This is a genomic window from Microbacterium sp. AC145, from assembly GCF_979258505.1.
Genome location: NZ_OZ409859.1, coordinates 1118198 through 1134760, shown reverse-complemented (window position 1 = coordinate 1134760; position 16563 = coordinate 1118198). Strand labels below are relative to the sequence as shown.

The window sequence follows — 16563 nt, the reverse complement described above, 5'->3', positions numbered from 1 at the left end:
GCGACATGCTCCGAGTAGGGTTATGGCGTGGCTGTACTTCCTATTCGCATCATGGGCGACCCCGTCCTGCACTCCCCCGCTTCCGTCGTCGAAGAGATCACCGACGACATCCGTACCTTGGTCGCCGACATGTTCGAGACGATGGACACCGCTCCCGGCGTCGGTCTCGCGGCTCCCCAGGTCGGCGTGCCGCTGCGCCTGTACACGTACTCCTATGTCGATGACGACGACGAGCCGTGGCGCGGCGTCATCATCAACCCCGAGCTGTGGATGGTTCCACTCGAGCCCGGCGCGCCCGACGACGATCTCGAATCCGAAGGGTGCCTCTCGTTCCCGGGCGAGCGCTTCGCGCTGCGGCGCTCGGAGCGAGTGAGGGTGACCGGTATCGACCTCGAGGGGCGCCCGGTCGAGATCGCGGTCGACGGCTGGCGTGCACGCATCATGCAGCACGAGTTCGATCACCTCGACGGCATCCTCTACATCGACCGCCTCTCGGACGGCGACTGGAAGACGGTGCAGAAGATCGCCAAGAAGCGCGGGTGGGGCCGCGGTGGCGCAAGCTGGATGCCGGGCGTCGACGACTTGGAAGGCTGACCTTACCTTTCAGCCCGGTCACAGGGTCTTCCGAGTTGCATCACAGACTCCGAGGCGGATAGCGTGCTTGAGGCGGGCTTCTCTATGCCCGCGCACCAAGAGGCTCTGGAGGGGAAAATCATGATGAAACTGCGTACTCGACGCGCACTGGCACTCACGGGTGCCGCGGCGGCGCTGTCGCTCGCTCTGACCGGCTGTAGCGCACTCGACGGCATCCTGGGCGGCGGCTCGGGAGATGCCGACCGCGATGAGGACACCGGGCAGGTCACCGAGAGCGCCAACATCGACATCTTCGCGCTCAAGCTCGGCGACTGCACGATGGACAGCGGAACCGGACAGCTCGAGGACATCGACGTCGTGCCGTGCGACCAGCCGCACGACATGGAGGTCTACCACGAGATCACGATGGAGGACGGGGAGTTCTCCGACGAGGCCGTGGACGCAGCATCCGAGGAGTGCATCGGCGACGCCTACACGACGTTCGTCGGAGTCGGCTACCAGGACTCCGCCCTGCAGGTGACGACGATCACGCCGACCCAGCAGACCTGGGACGAGCTGAACGACCGCGTCATCCAGTGCATCATCTTCGACGAGGCCGGACAGACGACAGGGTCGCTTTCGGGCGCCGCGCGCTGATCAGATCGCGCATCAGCATAAGGGGACTCCGCCGGCGGCGGGGTCCCCTTCCTGTATATGGGGACCACCCGAGTGAGAATCCGCTGGAATACGCGGCTGAAAAGGGAAACCCCCGACCTTCTGACGAAGATCGGGGGTATTGGCTCCCCGGCTTGGACTCGAACCAAGAACCTGCCGGTTAACAGCCGGCTGCTCTGCCAATTGAGCTACCGAGGAATGTGCTCCGCTGCGCGGGCAACTCGTCAATCCTAGCAAACTCCCGCACGTGCTCGTGACATCAGGCGCACATCGGGCGTGTCGCTCGCGGTCACCATCACGGCTGCGAATCCGCCTCGGCGTTCGGCGCCCAGAGCAGGTCCTTGCCGACCCCTCGAGCGACGACATGACCGGATCGGAGCATCAGTGTCTCGGCATTGAGTTCGCGGATGAAGTCGGCGTCGTTGGTGACCAGCAGCGCCCCCATCCCCTCCTCCTTACGGCGACGGGTGATCGCGTCGAAGACGACCGGACGCACTTCGAGGTCGAGATTCGCGAGTATCTCGTCGGCGATGAGAACACGGGGCTCGAGCACGAACGATCGCGCGATCGCGACGCGCTGGCGCATACCTGCGCTGAGCTCGTAAGGGAACTTCGCCGCGAGTCCGAGCGGCAGGTGGAGCTCGTCGAGCAGGGTGGCGATACGGATCGACAGCGCCTTCGAGTTGACGCGCTTCTCGCGGATCAGGATCGGCTCTGCGATCACCTCGTTGACCGTGAGCTGCGGGGGCAGATCGGCTCCGGCTCCCTGAGGCACGAATCCCGTGCGGTATGTGAGCACGCGATGCTTGCGCCCCGGCCGACGCACATCGACCCCGCACACCTGCGCGGTGCCGCCGACGACGCGCACGGAGGCATCCGTGGAACCTGCGAGAGCGGCGACGAGCGTGGACTTTCCCGATCCTGTCGGACCTGCGACGCAGATCAGCCCACCGGGCGCCAGAGAGAACGTGACGCCGTCGATCGCTCGGGTCGGGCCGCTGTGTCCGATCCGGTCGATCACCAGGTCGGAGCAGTCGATCGCATTGGTGGATTCGGGCCGGGCAGACATGTTCCCATCCTGCCCTGCGGTGGTGGCTACGCCTCGTTACGACTCGGTGAAGCGCTGACGCTCGACGTCGATGTCACGCAGTCTCATCCGCAGAGCACGGCCGCCGTCGGAGTCGGCGGGCACCCGCTGCACCGCGCCGAGCAGCTCCTGCTTCTCACGCTCGAGACCCCGCAGGATCAGGCGGCGGGCGAGATCGGTCGTCGAGACGACGGCCCCTTCCTCGTTGCGCGCGGGGAACGGCGTCATCAGCAGCTCGCCGGCCAGAGACCGGTACGGCTCGCGGACCGAGTTGACCGCCTCCGTCACCCATCCGGCACGCGTGCGATCGGGAGCGGATGCCACGGCTTCGCGCACGGCATCGAGGCCCGTCGTGCGGAAAGGCTGTTCGAGCGCCCTGGTGAGCAGGTCCTGGTCGATGCGGTGTCCGTACTGCAGCGCCCCCATGAGAGCATCCCGCTCGACGGCGACATCAGCAGTGCGCGGAAGGCTCGCGAGGGTCACCGCAGCCACCGCCGGGCCACCACCGGCCTGCGGCTCGTCGCGCGTCGTCTCGCGCCGCCCCGCCTCCTGCCTGCCGCCCTGTGATGCGCCGCGCGCTGCGCGCTCGACCTCACCGTGCACCTCGGTCGGATCCATGCCCAGCCGGCGAGCGAGGACACGCTCGTATCCGGGGCGCAGCAGGCGGTCGCGGATCTCGGCGACGATCGGTGCCGCGGCCCGCAACGCCCCCACGCGGCCCTCGACCGTGGAGAGGTCGAAGCCGCCGAGCTTGCGGTCGATCGCGAACTCGAACATGGGCTGCTTGGTCTCCATGAGCGACCGCACGGCCGAATCTCCGCGCTGCAGCCGCAGGTCGCAGGGGTCGAGCCCGTCGGGTGCGACGGCGACGAACGTCTGTGCATTGAAGCGATCGTCCTCCGTGAAGGCACGGAGTGCCGCCTTCTGCCCCGCCTCGTCGCCGTCGAAGGTGAAGACCACCTCGCCCGAGGCGTTGTCGTCACCCATGACCCGGCGCAGCACCTTGATGTGGTCCGTACCGAACGCGGTGCCGCAGGTGGCGATCGCGGTGGTCAACCCCGCGAGATGGCAGGCCATGACGTCGGTGTACCCCTCGACGACGACGACACGGCGAGGATCGCCGCGGGCGATGTCGCGCTTGGCGAGGTCGAGGCCGTAGAGCACCTGCGCCTTCTTGTAGATCGGCGTCTCGGGGGTGTTCAGATACTTCGGGCCCTGGTCGTCGTCGAACAGCTTGCGGGCACCGAAGCCGATGGTCTGGCCCGACACATCACGGATCGGCCATACCAGGCGTCCGCGAAAGCGATCGTAGACGCCGCGCTGCCCGGTCGAGACGAGCCCCGCGGTGCTGAGCTCATCGCGGGTAAAACCCTGTGCCGTGAGCGCCTTGAGCATCCCATCCCACCCCCGGGGGGCGAAGCCGACTCCGAAGTGGGCCGCGGCTCCTGCGTCGAAGCCACGCTCCCCCAGAAAACGTCGCCCGGCTTCGGCATCCGGAGTGAGCAACTGACTGCGGAAGAACTCGGCCGCCGCCGTGTTGGCCGCATAGAGCCGACTGCGGCCACTGGTCTCGGGGGCTGATCCCCCGTCTTCGTAGTGAAGCGCGTATCCGATGCGGCCGGCGAGGCGCTCGACGGCCTCGGTGAAACTGACATGGTCCATCTCGCGGAGGAACGAATAGACGTCGCCTGATTCACCGCAGCCGAAGCAGTGGTAATACCCGACCTGCGGTCTGACGTGGAAGCTCGGACTCTTCTCGTCGTGGAAAGGGCACAGTCCCTTCAGCGACCCGACACCGGCGGATTTGAGGGAGACGCGCTCGCCGACGATGTCGGCGATGTTCGTGCGGGCTTTGACCTCATCGACGTCTGCCTGGCGGATGCGGGGCATCAGCCGGCCCCTTCGACGACCGCCTGCCGCGGCGGGTGCACGCGTGCGCCCGGGCGTGCATGACGCGGATTCCAGATGCCGACCTCGGCGGGGTCGATCTCACTCACGAGGCGGTTGTGCCAGTCGATGGCGCTCTGATCGGTCAGGCTCGCGATCTGGTCGACGACGACGCGTGCCCTCTCGTTGTCGTTGGTCGCTGCGACGAAGTCCGCTGAGAAAGCGGGCTCGAGCACATCGGCTCCGGCGGACCACAGCGCATCCGTCGACCAGAGCGCATCGGCGAGGCGGGTGAGCACGCGGCGCTGCTCCTTGTAGACGCCCTTGCGGGCATCGATGGTCACGATGGCCTGCCCCATGATGCCCTTGAGAACGGCGATCTCTGCTTCGATCACGCGCGGCACCACGACGTGCGCGTTGTAGCGCACGAGAGCGGTACCGGGATACGCCTCTCGCGTCGCCGAGACGGCGGCGCGGGCGAAGCGTCCGATGAAGTCGCTGGTGAGGTTCTTGAGTCTCGCAAGGTCTCGACGAGAGCGGTCGAACGACTCCAGCCACATCGGCTGCGATGCCAACCGGTACAGCGCGTCGGCGAGCTCGTCTCGGGTGAAGTCGTAACCGACCCACTGCTGGATGCGGTCGATCAGCGACTCGTGCGCGCGCGGATCGGAGAGCTGCGCCACGTCGACGTACCCGTTGACGATCGCGTCTTCGAAATCGTGGACCGAGTAGCCGATGTCATCGGAGAGGTCCATGATCTCGGCCTCGATGCAGCGCAGGCGACCGGTCGCGCCCTCGCGCATCCACCGGAACACGGCTTCGTCTTCGGGGTATACACCGAACTTGAGCCGGCCGCCGGGGTCCGGCACCGGGCTGTCGACGGTCCAGGGGTATTTGCAGGTCGCGTCGAGACTCGCCCGCGTGAGGTTGAGTCCGACGGACTGCCCTGAATCGTCGATCACCTTGGCTTCGAGACGAGTGAGGATACGCAGGGACTGCGCGTTGCCCTCGAACCCGCCGATGTCAGCTGCCCACTCGTTGAGCGCCCGCTCGCCGTTGTGACCGAACGGCGGGTGCCCGAGGTCGTGACTGAGGCAGGCGGTGTCGACGACATCGGCCGAGACGCCGAGGGCAGTGGCCAACTCGCGGCCCACCTGCGCGACCTCGAGCGAGTGCGTCAGCCGGTTGCGCGCGAAGTCGGCGGTGCTCGCGGGGCTCAGTACCTGGGTCTTCGCGGCGAGGCGTCGCAGTGCAGCGGTGTGCAGCACGCGAGCACGGTCACGGGCGAAGTCGTCTCGTTCAGAACGGTGGGTCTCAGCGAAGAAGCGCTCGGCGTCGCGCGGGTCGTAGCCGTCGGCGCGCCGCTGAGACGCGCCCGACTGAGGATCAGCCACCACTGTTCTCGATCTCCGCCCCTCGCATCATCTCCGACGCCGATGCCGCGAGCTCCCGCGACTCCAGCCACTTGTCCGGCAGCGCCGGCCGCTTCGGGCGACCGGATCGACCGCGCTGGCCCTCGGCGTCCGCACCCGGGTAGGGAGCGGTGTGATCGAGCTGCCCGAGCAGATCGTCGATCTCGGCGAGGCTGGATGCCGTCGCGAGCCCGGTACGGATGTCGCCGCCGACGGGGTAGCCCTTGAAGTACCAGGCGACGTGCTTGCGCACATCGCGGCATCCGCGGTCCTCGTCCTCGAAGAACTCGACGAGCAGTTCGGCGTGACGACGGAAGGCGTCGGCCACGAACCCGAGGGTGGCGTCGACCGGATGCGACTCGGCCCCGAATGCCGCGGCGAGCTCTCCGAACAGCCAGGGCCGGCCCAGGCATCCGCGTCCGACGACCACTCCGTCGCAGTCGGTCTGCTGCATCATGCGCACGGCGTCGTCTGCCGACCAGATGTCACCGTTGCCGAGCACGGGCACGCTCGTGACCGCCTGCTTGAGCTCGCCGATCGCGTTCCAATCAGCGTGACCGGAGTAGAACTCGCTCGCCGTGCGAGCATGCAGGGCGATCGATGCGACGCCTGCGTCTTCGGCCGCGCGACCGGCATCGAGGAAGGTCAGGTGGTCGGGATCGATGCCCTTGCGCATCTTGACGGTCAGCGGGATGTCTCCGGCGGCCTTGACCGCCTGCGTGACGATCTGCGAGAACAGGGAACTCTTCCAGGGAAGAGCTGCTCCCCCGCCCTTGCGTGTGACCTTGGGCACGGGGCAGCCGAAGTTGAGGTCGATGTGGTCGGCGTGGTCTTCGGCGACGATGATGCGCACGGCCTCGGAGATCGTGTGCGGATCGACGCCGTAGAGCTGGATCGACCGCGGCGTCTCGGACTCATGGTGGCGGATCAGACGCATCGTCGTCTCGTTGCGCTCGACGAGCGCCCGGGAGGTGATCATCTCGCTCACGTACAGTCCCGCGCCGTACTCCCGGCACAGGCGACGGAATGCGGTGTTGGTGATGCCCGCCATGGGTGCGAGGACGACCGGCACGTCGAGGGCGATCGGACCGATGTTGAGGGTGCGAGCAGATGCGGTGGCGAGAGTCATGTCCCTTCCATTCTCCCAGACACGGAGCCCGTCGCGGCGCATCGATCTAAGCTGTGAACATGACTGATCCCGCTGTCCGCTCCATCCCCTTCATCGACGCCGACGGCGCGGAGAAGACGATCGACGATCTCGGCGCCGACGTGGTGCTCGTGGTCAACGTCGCCTCGAAGTGCGGCTTGACCCCGCAGTACGAACAGCTCGAAGAACTGCAGCGTCTCTACGGCGACCGCGGATTCAGCGTCGTCGGGTTCCCCTGCAACCAGTTCTTCGGTCAGGAGCCCGGTTCGGTAGACCAGATCCTTGAGTTCTGCTCCACCACTTACGGCGTGACCTTCCCCATCAACGACAAGGTCAAGGTCAACGGCAAGAACGCCAGCGACCTCTACAAGACGCTGAAGGAGACCCCGGATGCCGGCGGCAAGGCCGGCCGCGTCGAGTGGAACTTCGAGAAGTTCCTCGTGATGCCCGACGGAGAGGTCATCCGGTTCCGCCCGAAGCAGAAGCCGAACGACCCCGAGATCGTCGGCGCGATCGAAGCCGCACTGACCCGCTAGACGGCTGCGGTCGCAGGCTCGACCTGGGCGGTGTCGGACCATGGATCACGAGCACGAGTTGTCCGGCGGCAACGCGAGCGGCGCCGTAGTCAGAGTCGGTGACACCGTCCGCAAGCTCTGGACTGCCGCGACGCCCGGCGTCCAGGCATACATGGCGCACGTGCGAGAAGGTGGTGTCGACGTCCCCTCGCCCCTCGGTCAAGACGACAGCACGCGCCAGATCATCGAGTACGTGCCGGGGCGCCTCGCGATCGATTCGCCGCCGCTGAACCGCGAAGAACTGCACAGGGTCGGTGCGATGGTGCGTGCGATCCACGACGCGAGCGAGAGCTTCACGCCTCCGGCCGACGTGTCGTGGCAGACCGCGATCGCGGCTCCGGCTGCAGACCTCGTCTGCCACAACGATCTCGCCCCTTGGAATCTCGTGATCGGTGACCGGTGGGTCTTCATCGACTGGGATGCCGCCGCGCCGAGCACCCGCCTCTGGGATCTCGCTTACGCGGCGCAGAGCTTCACGCTCTCCGCCGTCGACGCCTCCCCCGCGCGCGCCGCAGCCGATCTGCGTGCATTCGTCGACGGATACGGGGCCGACCTCGAACTCCGTCTGCGGCTGCCGAGCGCGATGCATGAGCGTGCCGCGGCGATGCTCTCTCTGCTCACCACGGCCCACGAGGAACACCGCGAGCCGTGGGCATCCATGTTCTCGGATGGCCACGGCTCGCACTGGACCGCTGTCGTCGACTACGTGGGCACGCACCGCGCCGTGTGGCTCGATGCGCTCGTGGACCGTTAGACCGCAGCGTCCTCGAGATCGCTCTCGGTCTCGCCGCGCTTGGCCCAGAGGTCGCGCAGGACGTTCTCGAAAGCGGCCGGCGGCTGCGCGCCGCTGATGCCGTACTGCCCGTCGATCACGAAGAAGGGGACGCCCTGGATCCCGTAGGCCTGAGCCTGCGCCTGATCCTGGCGGACGTCTGCGAGGTGGCGTGAAGACACCAGCGCATCACGGGTGTCGTCGGGGTTCAGCCCGACCTCGACCGCGAGGGCGACCAGATCGTCGATGCGACCCACGTGCTTGCCCTCGGTGAAGTACGCGGACATCAGCCGCTCCTCCATCTCGTGCTGAAGACCCTGGGCCTTCGCGAAGTGCAGCAGCTCGTGCGCTTTCACGGTGTTGGTGTGCTGAAGCAGGTCGAACCGGTACTCGAGTCCTGCGTTCGCGGCGACACCGGAGACGTTCGACAGCATCTGCTCGACCTGTTCGCGAGGCATCCCCTTGTGTCCCGAGAGGAAGTCGACCTCGTCACCGTCGAAGTCGACAGGGGTGTCGGGAGAGAGCTCGAACGAGTGGAAGGTGACGTTCACCTGCGGGGCGTCGTCGTCACCGGACACGGCTTCGAGCCCCTTCTCGAGGTTGCGCTTGCCGATGTAGCACCAGGGGCAGGCGATGTCGGACCAGATGTCGATCGAGATGGCTTCAATCACACTCACATCCAACCGCATGGGCCTGTGCTGTATTCCGTCGTTAGGATTCTCAGATGCTCCGCGCCGACGATCCGCTCCCCCTCCTCCCCGAGAGAGTGCTCATCGCCGGAGTCACCGGATCGGGCAAGACGACGCTCGGTGGTCGAGTGGCAGCGCTCTGGAATCTCCGTCATGTCGAGCTCGACGGCCTCTACCACGGTGAGAACTGGACACCGCGCCCCTCGTTCCTCGACGATGTACGCACGTTCGCGGCGACCGACCGGTGGGTCACCGAGTGGCAGTACACCAGCAAGGGGACGGACGAGATCCTCACGCCACGCGCCCAGCTCGTGGTCTGGCTCGACTACCCCTACCGCGTCGTCCGGTCCCGGCTGCTGCGGCGGACGATCGGGCGCAGCATCCTGCGCACCAGGATGTGGAACGACAATGTCGAGAAGCCGCTGTGGCGCATGTTCCAGGGAGGAGCTGAAGGGAATATCATCGCCTGGCAGACCGCGACCCTGCACACCTGGTCCGAACGGATGCCCGGTGTGCCGGACCGGCATCCCCACCTCACGATCGTGCGGCTGGGCCATCCCCGCGAGACAGAGCGGTGGCTGCGGGTTCAGGCGGAGGCGTCAGGCGTGTCGATCGCCCCACCGAAGCGACGGTCGCGCGACAGGTAGACCCCGATCGCACGCCAGAGCTCTTCTCGGGAGAAGTCCGGCCACAGCGTGTCGAGGAAGACCATCTCGGCATACGCCGCCTGCCACAGCAGGAAGTTCGACGTGCGCTGCTCGCCGGAGCTCCGCAGGAACAGATCGACGTCGGGCATATCCGGCACGTAGAGGTTGCGACGGATCATCTTCTCGCTGATGGCGTTCGGCTTGACGTTGCCGGTAGCGACGTCGGCGGCGATCGACCGCATGGCATCGACGAGCTCGATACGCCCTCCGTAGTTCACGCACATCGTCAGCGTGAGCACGTCGTTGCCCTGCGTGAGCTTCTCGGCGTACTGCAGCTCTTTGATGACGCTGCCCCACAGCCGCGGCTTGCGGCCTGCCCAGCGCACGCGCACGCCCCACTCGTTGAGCTGGTCTCGCCGACGGTGCAGGACATCACGGTTGTACCCCATCAAGAAGCGGACCTCGTCAGGAGACCTCGCCCAGTTCTCGGTCGAGAACGCGTACACCGACAAGTGCTTCACTCCGGCTTGGATCGCCCCCGCGACCACGTCGAGGAGCACCTCCTCCCCTGCCTTGTGCCCTTCGACACGGCTCAGACCGCGCCTGTTCGCCCAGCGTCCGTTACCGTCCATGACGATCGCCACATGCTCTGGCACTGCCGGGAATGCCGGCGGGTACACGCCCGTCCAATCGAGCGGGCGGTACGCCACGGCATCCTTGTGCGTGTAGGGCTTGGGGCTCACCGTGCTCCTTCTCGGGGTTCGTCGGCCACGAGGTGCGCGAGCGAGCGGATCCCGCGCTCCAGATGCCATTGTGCGTAGGCTGCGACGAGTCCGGATGCCGCGGCGTTGTCGGCGTGCGGGGCCTCATCGATGATGTCCCACTCGCCGGCCATCAGAGAACGCAGCAGCGAGAGGGTCTTGTCTGCGACTCTCGGGCTGCCGGCCGGCGCGCAGTTCACGCACACGGCACCGCCGAGCTGGCCGACGAAGTGCGCGTGAGGGCCGGGCGCGGCGCACCGAGCGCAGTCTCCGAGCGATGGCGCCCAGCCCGACAGTGCCATCACGCGCAGCAGATACGAATCGAGGATGCTGCGGGGCGAATGCTCTCCCCGTGAAAGTGCTCGTAGGCCGCCGACGAGCAGAAGGTACTGCTGGGGCGTCGCCTCGGAGTCGCTGAGCCGGTCGGCGGTCTCGACCATCGCATTGGCTGACGTGAACCGGTCGTAGTGCGCCGCGATGTCGGACCCGTACGACCCGAGAGACTCCGCCTGCTGCACGATGTCGAGAGTGCGGCCCTGGTAGAGCTGCACGTCGGCGACCATGAACGGCTCGAGGCGTGAGCCGAACTTCGAGGATGTGCGACGCACTCCCTTAGCCACAGCCCGGATCTTGCCGTGGCGGCGGGACAGCATCGTGACGATGCGATCCGCTTCGCCCAGCTTGTGGGTGCGCAGGATCACCGCTTCGTCTCGGTAGGTGGGCACACCTCGATTATCCTCCGTGCGGGAGAATGGAGGGGTGACCGAACCGCTCTTCATCATTCCGCTCTGGGCGGACCTCCTCGGCGTCGGGCTCGGCGGCGTGCAGGGTGCGATGTTCGCCTCGGGATTCCAGGGGCAGCGACGACTCGACTGGCTCGGGGTCGCGATCATCGGGATCATGATCGGCATGGGCGGCGGTCTCATCCGGGACATCCTGCTGGGGCAGACCCCGGCGACGTTGCAGAGCAATTGGTACCTGCTCACGGCCACCGGCGCTTCGCTGCTGGGGATGCTGTTGGCCGGACTCTTCAACAGGCTGAACACCGTGATCGTCGTGCTCGACGCCGTGGTCATCGGCATGTTCGGCGCTTTCGGCACGAGCAAGGCGATCGCGCTCGGCATCCCGCCGGTCCCCGCCGTGTTCATCGGCGTCTGCGCAGCCGTCGGAGGCGGTGTGCTGCGCGACATGCTGATGGGCCTGCCGACGTCGATCATGCACGTGGGCTCGCTCTACGCCGTTGCGGCCGGGGCCGGCTGCGTCTTCATCGCGACCGCGAGCGCCCTGGGGATGTCGATCACCCTCGCGGCGATCCTCGGCATCGTCGTCACCGCTGTGATCCGCGTGCTGGCCGTGAGCTTCGACGTCTCGCTTCCCGAGCAGCGGCGCCTCTATCGCCGCAAGGTGGCAGCCGAGACCGGTGTCATCCCGATCATCAAGCCCTGACGGCACCGAGACCCCGGTCGTTGAGCGAGGGCCGAGGCACCGAGACCCCGGTCGTTGAGCGAGGCGCGAAGCACCGAGACGAAACGTGGTGACCCGCGTGGCGTACGTCACCACGTTTCGTCTCGGTCGGCTCCGCCGTCCTCGCTCAACGACCGGGAACGAGCATCGCTCAACGACCGGGAACGAGCATCGCTCAACGACCGGGAACGAGCATCGCTCGACGACCGGGAACGAGCATCCGATCAGACCGCTGCGAGCTCCTGCTGACGGGTGCGGATCGAGCGGTTGACACCCGAGACGATCGCCTTGAGCGACGCGGTCGAGATGTCGCCGTCGATACCGACGCCCCAGAGGCGCTGGTCGCCGATCTGCAGTTCGACGTAGGCCGCGGCCTGCGCGTCGCCGCCGGCACTGAGAGCGTGCTCGACGTAGTCGTAGAGCGTGATGTCGAAGCCTTGACCGCGCAGAACCTCGATGAACGCGGCGATCGGACCGTTGCCGTTGCCCGCGACAGCCACCTGCTGGTCATCGTCGCGCAGCGTCACATCGAGCACGACATCGCCCGACATGTCACTGCGGGTCTGCGTCGAGAGCAGCTCGAACCGGCCCCACTTGGCCTCGGTGTCGGTGGCGGGCAGGTACTCGTCGTTGAAGATCGACCAGATCTGCTCGCTCGTGACCTCGCCGCCCTCGGCATCGGTCTTGGTCTGCACGACGCCTGAGAACTCGATCTGGAGCTTCCGCGGCAGGTCGATGGCATGGTCGGCCTTGAGCAGGTAGGCGACGCCACCCTTTCCGGACTGCGAGTTCACGCGGATCACGGCCTCGTAGGAACGACCGAGGTCCTTGGGATCGACGGGCAGGTAGGGAACGGCCCACTCGATGTCGTCGACCGTGACACCCTCGGCCTCGGCACGGGCGGCCATCGCCTCGAAGCCCTTCTTGATCGCGTCCTGGTGCGATCCGCTGAAGGCGGTGAAGACGAGGTCTCCGGCCCACGGGCTGCGTTCGGGCACCGGCAGCTGGTTGCAGTACTCGACCGTGCGCTTGACCTGGTCGATGTCGCTGAAGTCGATCTGCGGGTCGATACCCTGCGTGAAGAGGTTGATGCCCAGCGCCACGATGTCGACGTTGCCCGTGCGCTCTCCGTTGCCGAACAGGCAGCCCTCGATGCGGTCGGCACCGGCCATGTAGCCGAGCTCTGCGGCCGCGATCGCCGTGCCGCGGTCGTTGTGCGGGTGCAGCGAGAGGATCACGTTCTCGCGGTGTGCGAGGTTGCGGCTCATCCACTCGATCGAGTCGGCGTAGATGTTCGGCGAGGCCATCTCGACAGTGGCGGGCAGGTTGATGATGACCTTGCGGTCGGGGGTGGGCTCGAAGATCTCGATCACCTGGTTGCAGACGTCGACGGCGAACTCGAGCTCGGTGCCGGTGTAGCTCTCGGGCGAGTACTCGTAATACACCTTCGTGTCGGGGATCGTCTTCTCGAACTTCCGGCACAGGCGTGCCCCCTCGAGGGCGATGTCGATGATGCCCTGCTTGTCGGTGCGGAACACGACCTCTCGCTGCAGCACGCTGGTCGAGTTGTACAGGTGCACGATCGCCTGCTTGGCGCCGGCGATCGACTCGTAGGTGCGGGCGATCAGGTGCTCACGCGCCTGCGTCAGGACCTGGATCGTGACGTCGTCCGGGATCAGGTTCTCTTCGATCAGCTGACGGACGAAGTCGAAATCGGTCTGGCTCGCCGACGGGAACCCGACCTCGATCTCCTTGTAGCCCATGCTGACGAGGAGCTCGAACATCACGCGCTTGCGCTCGGGCGACATCGGGTCGATGAGCGCCTGGTTTCCGTCACGGAGGTCGACCGCGCACCAGCGCGGGGCTTCGGTGATTCGGGCGTCGGGCCAGGTGCGGTCAGGCAGGGTGACCGCGATCTGCTCGTGGTACGGCCGATACTTGTGGATCGGCATCGCAGACGGGCGCTGAGTGTTCTGCATGATGGGGCTTCTTCTCTTCGTCAGAAATGTGAACGGGCCAACACAAGCGCCGCGACGAGGAAGGCCCTGGCTTTAGGACTCGTCGCGGCAGCTAAGAAGAAGCAGACCGCCGAAAGGCATGCGGCCATGCTAGCAGGAAGAGACACGGAGGCCGCACGGTGAGACGATCGCGGAAGGCGCGACACTAGGGAGTATGACGATCTCGCGCACTTCCGCGTCTGCCGCCGCCACAGCCGCTGTGGCCGCGCTTCTCGTGCTGTCGGGCTGTTCGACGGGTGCCGGCTCCTCCCCCGCCCCGACGAGCTCGCCTGCCGGCCTTGCCGCGACGGTCCCCTTCGTGGCTCCGCCTGAGGGGCCGGTGACTGCGGCCGGCATGGTGATCGATGCGGCCGGTGACGTCGAGTTCTGTCTCGGCGGCGTGATGGAGTCGTACCCACCACAGTGCGTCGGCGTGCCGGTCGACGGGTGGACGTGGGATCAGGTCGAGGGCAGCGAGTCGAGCGGGGAGGTCCGGTGGGGCTCCTATGCCGCACGGGGTACGTATGACGGGGAGCGATTCATGCTCACCGATCCGCCGATCCTGCTCGCCCTGTACGACCCGATGCCGATCGAGGACCCCACGCGAGGAGTCGATGGGAGCACCGATGCTCATGAATTGTCCCTGGTGCAGGACGAGGTGTTCGCATGGCTCGGCACCGACGCGCTGACGGCCTGGCCCGAGCGAGGATACGTCTGGGTGCAGGTGGTGTGGGACGACGGAACTCTGCAGGATGCCGTGGATGACGCTTACGGCGACGGCGTCCTGATCATCACGTCGGCACTGCAGCCGATCTCCTGACGCGCGGCCGTCGGGACACCGGGGCGACGGCCACGGCGCAGAGCGGCGGTCGAGTCAGAGGATGCAGCGCACGTTGTTCGCTGTTCCCGACACATTCGCCCACCCGTTCGCGGGTGCCGTGGCCAACACCGTCGAGCCGTTGCGTGCCTGGAGCGATCCGCTCGAGCGGGCATCCGCAATGGACCTCGTGACGAAACTCGAAGGAATCGTGTGGGTCGAGCAGGTGGTCCAGCTCAGCTTGGCCCCGGTCAGCGAACCGCCTGTGAACGCGCAGACCTGGCCGGTGGCGCACGATCCGACCGCCGCGCGCAGACCGACCTCTGCCCGAGACGGCACCGTGAGGGTCATGCCGAGATCGGGCCACACCGCGCGGTTCGCGTCGACGATGATTCCGCCAGGCACTTCCTTCATCACATCGACGACGAGTGCGGCCACTTCTTCGTCGCCGAAGTCCTCGGCAGTCGCCGCACCGCCCACAGTCCCGGCGGTCAGAACGCCCAGCGCGATCGCGAGCGCGACCCGGCCAGCCCTCATCGGACGAGGCTCTCGTCGACGTCCCACAGGGTATAGGACACGACCGCGCCGGCGTCGATGAGGTCGGTGTCCTCGAGATTGGTGCGCTCGATGCCGATGATGCGACCGGTGTCGGCTGAGACGAGTACGACGTCGCTGGCCGTCCCCTCCTCCGACACCACCCTCAGGCCGGCCGCGGGCCGACCGAGGCGGTCGACCGTCGTCCCCAGCCCCTCGGCATCGCCGGTGGCTTCGAGGATGCCGAGCAGCTGCGACTGCTGCGCGTTCGTCAGCGTCCACTGCTGCAGCATCGTGGTCATGGCAGTCAGCATCTCTGCCCCGCTGGGATCCGCCGGCATCCCGAACGCCGTGAGCGCCGCTGCCACGTCACCCTCCGTGCTGCCGAACGCATCCGGCACGGGAGTGGCGAACTGACCGGGTTCGATCGGGAGTTCGACTGCGACCTTTCCCGAGCTGCTCACCTCGGCGCCCATGTTGGCCGTCGCATCGGCAGGATCGTAGGGAACGCCGAGGACGCTCGTCATGTGGCCCGAGAGATCGGGCTCCCACTCGAGGACCGTCAGCTGCGGCACGACCTCGGTCTCGCCGGTGCTGCCGTCGATGTCGAAGGCCCACCCTGCTGAACGGACGAGCCTCTCAGGTGCCGCGGGCCCCGCGGTGGATGCGAGGGCACCCTGCGCCGTCTCGACCGTCGCCGCCGTGCTCTCTGCGGGTGAGAAGTCGAGCGGGTCGAGCCCGTCGGCGACCGCCTGGCCCTGCGGAATCAACACGGCGACCGCCACCACCGCGGCGGCTGCGGCCGTGGCGAGCCCGGCAGTCCAGCCGAGGAGCACGGCGCGTCCGCGTCGGGGCGCTCGGGCGTTCCGGATGATCCTGTCGCGTACCATCAATGCGGCCGCATCAGGATGCGCATCGCGAGGAGTCCGAGCGGGATCCGCTTCCGTCAGCACACGGTCGAGCAGCGCGTGGTCACCCATCGCCGTCACCCCCCTCCAGTCCGAGCGCCGCGCTCAGCTTCTGCTGTGCCCGACGCAGCGTCTTCCTCACTCGGATTCGTGGGCTGCGCAGCATCTCAGCGATCTCCCCCACCGCGAGCCCATCCCAGTATGTCAGCATGATGATACGCCGCTCAGCCCTGGATAGGACACCCAAAGCTGTGAGCACGCGCACCCGCATGGTGAGGTCAGCAGCCCCCTCGGTGCCGGTCATCCCCTGGTGCACGGCGTCGAGGGCAGTCCGTCGCGTGACGGCACGGGCTGACCGCGAGCGAAGCACCCGGTCGGCGGCGCGCAGGAGCCACAGACGATCCATCGGCTTGGTGGGGTCGAGCCGCGACCACGCCACGAGGAAGATCTCCGAGACGATCTCCGTCACTTCGGCGTCGTCGTCGACGACTCCCTCGACGTGGTGACGGACCCGCGCCCAGTTCGCATCGAACACAGCGCTGAAGGCGGCATCCTTCTTCTTCTCGGCATCGTCGCCGCGGGTGCTCATCTCTGTCGTCCGGTGGAGCACCCGACCCG

The 16563-nt window shown here is 67.0% G+C and carries 18 protein-coding genes and 1 tRNA gene; 7 read left to right on the top strand and 12 right to left on the bottom strand.

The features are described from left to right. The first annotated feature begins 27 nt into the window (after positions 1-27). Both def and ACZZZN_RS05520 read left to right on the top strand, forming a co-directional pair. On the top strand, positions 28-594 hold the full coding sequence (def, locus tag ACZZZN_RS05525; protein WP_463504191.1) for a peptide deformylase: 567 nt from the start codon (positions 28-30) through the stop codon (positions 592-594). Between the two features lie 120 nt (positions 595-714). Continuing rightward, positions 715-1230, top strand: coding sequence for a septum formation family protein (locus tag ACZZZN_RS05520; RefSeq protein ID WP_463504190.1), 516 nt, complete (start codon positions 715-717; stop codon positions 1228-1230). Between the two features lie 140 nt (positions 1231-1370). On the opposite strand, the gene ACZZZN_RS05515 is transcribed toward ACZZZN_RS05520, so the two are convergent. The 5 genes from ACZZZN_RS05515 to dusB form a co-directional block, all read right to left on the bottom strand. Next, positions 1371-1446 (bottom strand) — tRNA-Asn (locus ACZZZN_RS05515). Between the two features lie 97 nt (positions 1447-1543). Further along, positions 1544-2317, bottom strand: a complete 774-nt coding sequence (locus ACZZZN_RS05510) for an ATP-binding cassette domain-containing protein (protein ID WP_463504189.1) — start codon at positions 2315-2317, stop codon at positions 1544-1546. A gap of 36 nt (positions 2318-2353) precedes the next feature. Continuing rightward, positions 2354-4225 carry a DNA primase gene (dnaG, locus tag ACZZZN_RS05505; protein WP_463504188.1) on the bottom strand — a complete coding sequence of 624 codons (1872 nt, stop codon included), beginning with the start codon at positions 4223-4225 and terminating at the stop codon, positions 2354-2356. Continuing rightward, positions 4225-5619, bottom strand: a complete 1395-nt coding sequence (locus tag ACZZZN_RS05500; RefSeq protein ID WP_463504187.1) for a deoxyguanosinetriphosphate triphosphohydrolase — start codon at positions 5617-5619, stop codon at positions 4225-4227. Before ACZZZN_RS05500 ends, dnaG begins: the two co-directional genes overlap by 1 nt. Then, complete coding sequence (gene dusB, locus ACZZZN_RS05495) at positions 5609-6763, bottom strand: tRNA dihydrouridine synthase DusB (RefSeq protein WP_463504186.1); 1155 nt, start codon at positions 6761-6763, stop codon at positions 5609-5611. Before dusB ends, ACZZZN_RS05500 begins: the two co-directional genes overlap by 11 nt. A 59-nt stretch (positions 6764-6822) precedes the next feature. On the opposite strand from dusB, the gene ACZZZN_RS05490 reads away from it, so the two are divergent. Beyond that, positions 6823-7317 carry a glutathione peroxidase gene (locus tag ACZZZN_RS05490; RefSeq protein WP_463504185.1) on the top strand — a complete coding sequence of 165 codons (495 nt, stop codon included), beginning with the start codon at positions 6823-6825 and terminating at the stop codon, positions 7315-7317. Positions 7318-7357: 40 nt separating this feature from the next. Further along, positions 7358-8110 carry a phosphotransferase gene (locus ACZZZN_RS05485; RefSeq protein ID WP_463504184.1) on the top strand — a complete coding sequence of 251 codons (753 nt, stop codon included), beginning with the start codon at positions 7358-7360 and terminating at the stop codon, positions 8108-8110. Here the strand turns inward: ACZZZN_RS05485 and ACZZZN_RS05480 are convergent. Further along, the gene (locus ACZZZN_RS05480; RefSeq protein WP_463504183.1) at positions 8107-8799 is read right to left on the bottom strand and encodes a DsbA family oxidoreductase; all 693 of its coding nucleotides are present in this window, start codon (positions 8797-8799) and stop codon (positions 8107-8109) included. The genes ACZZZN_RS05485 and ACZZZN_RS05480 overlap by 4 nt on opposite strands. A 53-nt stretch (positions 8800-8852) precedes the next feature. On the opposite strand from ACZZZN_RS05480, the gene ACZZZN_RS05475 reads away from it, so the two are divergent. Next, positions 8853-9464 (top strand): P-loop NTPase family protein, encoded by a 612-nt coding sequence (locus ACZZZN_RS05475; protein ID WP_463504182.1) that lies wholly within the window; start codon positions 8853-8855, stop codon positions 9462-9464. On the opposite strand, the gene ACZZZN_RS05470 is transcribed toward ACZZZN_RS05475, so the two are convergent. Together ACZZZN_RS05470 and recO are read right to left on the bottom strand one after the other, a co-directional pair. Continuing rightward, the gene (locus ACZZZN_RS05470; RefSeq protein ID WP_463504181.1) at positions 9404-10207 is read right to left on the bottom strand and encodes an isoprenyl transferase; all 804 of its coding nucleotides are present in this window, start codon (positions 10205-10207) and stop codon (positions 9404-9406) included. The two genes, ACZZZN_RS05475 and ACZZZN_RS05470, sit on opposite strands and share 61 nt — an antisense overlap. Continuing rightward, positions 10204-10950 carry a DNA repair protein RecO gene (recO, locus tag ACZZZN_RS05465; protein WP_463504180.1) on the bottom strand — a complete coding sequence of 249 codons (747 nt, stop codon included), beginning with the start codon at positions 10948-10950 and terminating at the stop codon, positions 10204-10206. The genes ACZZZN_RS05470 and recO overlap by 4 nt, the downstream gene beginning before the upstream one ends. A gap of 34 nt (positions 10951-10984) precedes the next feature. Between recO and ACZZZN_RS05460 the strand changes: the two genes are divergently transcribed. Further along, a complete protein-coding gene (locus ACZZZN_RS05460; RefSeq protein WP_463504179.1) occupies positions 10985-11671 on the top strand; it encodes a trimeric intracellular cation channel family protein in 687 nt (228 codons plus the stop codon). Between the two features lie 242 nt (positions 11672-11913). Here the strand turns inward: ACZZZN_RS05460 and leuA are convergent, their stop codons facing one another. After that, entirely contained in the window at positions 11914-13668 is a 1755-nt protein-coding gene (leuA, locus tag ACZZZN_RS05455) for a 2-isopropylmalate synthase (protein ID WP_463504178.1), read from the bottom strand. A gap of 193 nt (positions 13669-13861) precedes the next feature. Here leuA and ACZZZN_RS05450 point away from each other — a divergent pair, with 193 nt between their 5' ends. Further along, positions 13862-14506, top strand: coding sequence for a hypothetical protein (locus ACZZZN_RS05450; RefSeq protein ID WP_463504177.1), 645 nt, complete (start codon positions 13862-13864; stop codon positions 14504-14506). A gap of 54 nt (positions 14507-14560) precedes the next feature. Here the strand turns inward: ACZZZN_RS05450 and ACZZZN_RS05445 are convergent, their stop codons facing one another. Genes ACZZZN_RS05445 through ACZZZN_RS05435 form a run of 3 tightly spaced genes read right to left on the bottom strand, consistent with a single transcriptional unit; the run spans position 14561 to position 16534 of the window. Continuing rightward, the gene (locus ACZZZN_RS05445; RefSeq protein WP_463504176.1) at positions 14561-15040 is read right to left on the bottom strand and encodes a hypothetical protein; all 480 of its coding nucleotides are present in this window, start codon (positions 15038-15040) and stop codon (positions 14561-14563) included. Beyond that, positions 15037-16017, bottom strand: a complete 981-nt coding sequence (locus tag ACZZZN_RS05440) for a hypothetical protein (RefSeq protein WP_463504175.1) — start codon at positions 16015-16017, stop codon at positions 15037-15039. Before ACZZZN_RS05440 ends, ACZZZN_RS05445 begins: the two co-directional genes overlap by 4 nt. After that, the gene (locus tag ACZZZN_RS05435; protein ID WP_463504174.1) at positions 16010-16534 is read right to left on the bottom strand and encodes an RNA polymerase sigma factor; all 525 of its coding nucleotides are present in this window, start codon (positions 16532-16534) and stop codon (positions 16010-16012) included. The genes ACZZZN_RS05440 and ACZZZN_RS05435 overlap by 8 nt, the downstream gene beginning before the upstream one ends. Positions 16535-16563 lie beyond the last annotated feature (29 nt).